Origin of the sequence: Bartonella vinsonii subsp. berkhoffii ATCC 51672 (assembly GCF_902825225.1) — a bacterium.
In the GTDB taxonomy this organism is placed as follows: Bacteria; Pseudomonadota; Alphaproteobacteria; order Rhizobiales; family Rhizobiaceae; genus Bartonella; species Bartonella berkhoffii.
The window spans coordinates 1-388 of record NZ_CADEAK010000334.1; the positions used below are offsets into that span (position 1 = coordinate 1).

Here is a 388-nt window from a genome sequence, read left to right on the forward strand (position 1 = left end):
ATCTCACACACTTTATGCTCTTCCGTGGAGCAAAAGGAAGGTGTCAATGTCATCTAAACTTACGCGTAACCAAACATTGGTTCTGAACATTTTAAAGAATGCACAAGGACCTTTAAGTGCCTATGCGATTCTTGATCATTTACGCGAAGAAGGATTTCGTGCACCTCTCCAAGTTTATCGTGCATTAGAAAAACTTGTCCAATTAAAATGTATTCATCGTCTTGAAAGTGTGAATGCTTTTATGGTCTGTCTACATCCTGAAAATTGTCAACACGAGCTCACAACTTTCATCATTTGCGAGAACTGTGGCAAAGTAAACGAAATACAAGACAAAACTATTGTATCCAGCCTTAAACAAATGGTTCAAGCGGTTGACTTCCAAGCACAC

1 protein-coding gene is annotated in these 388 nt (G+C 38.9%); it reads left to right on the forward strand.

What is annotated here, in order from left to right:
* Positions 1 to 46: 46 nt before the first annotated feature.
* Positions 47 to 388 (forward strand): Fur family transcriptional regulator (locus tag J7R10_RS09500; RefSeq protein ID WP_208436546.1); only part of this gene is annotated, 342 nt, incomplete at its 3' end.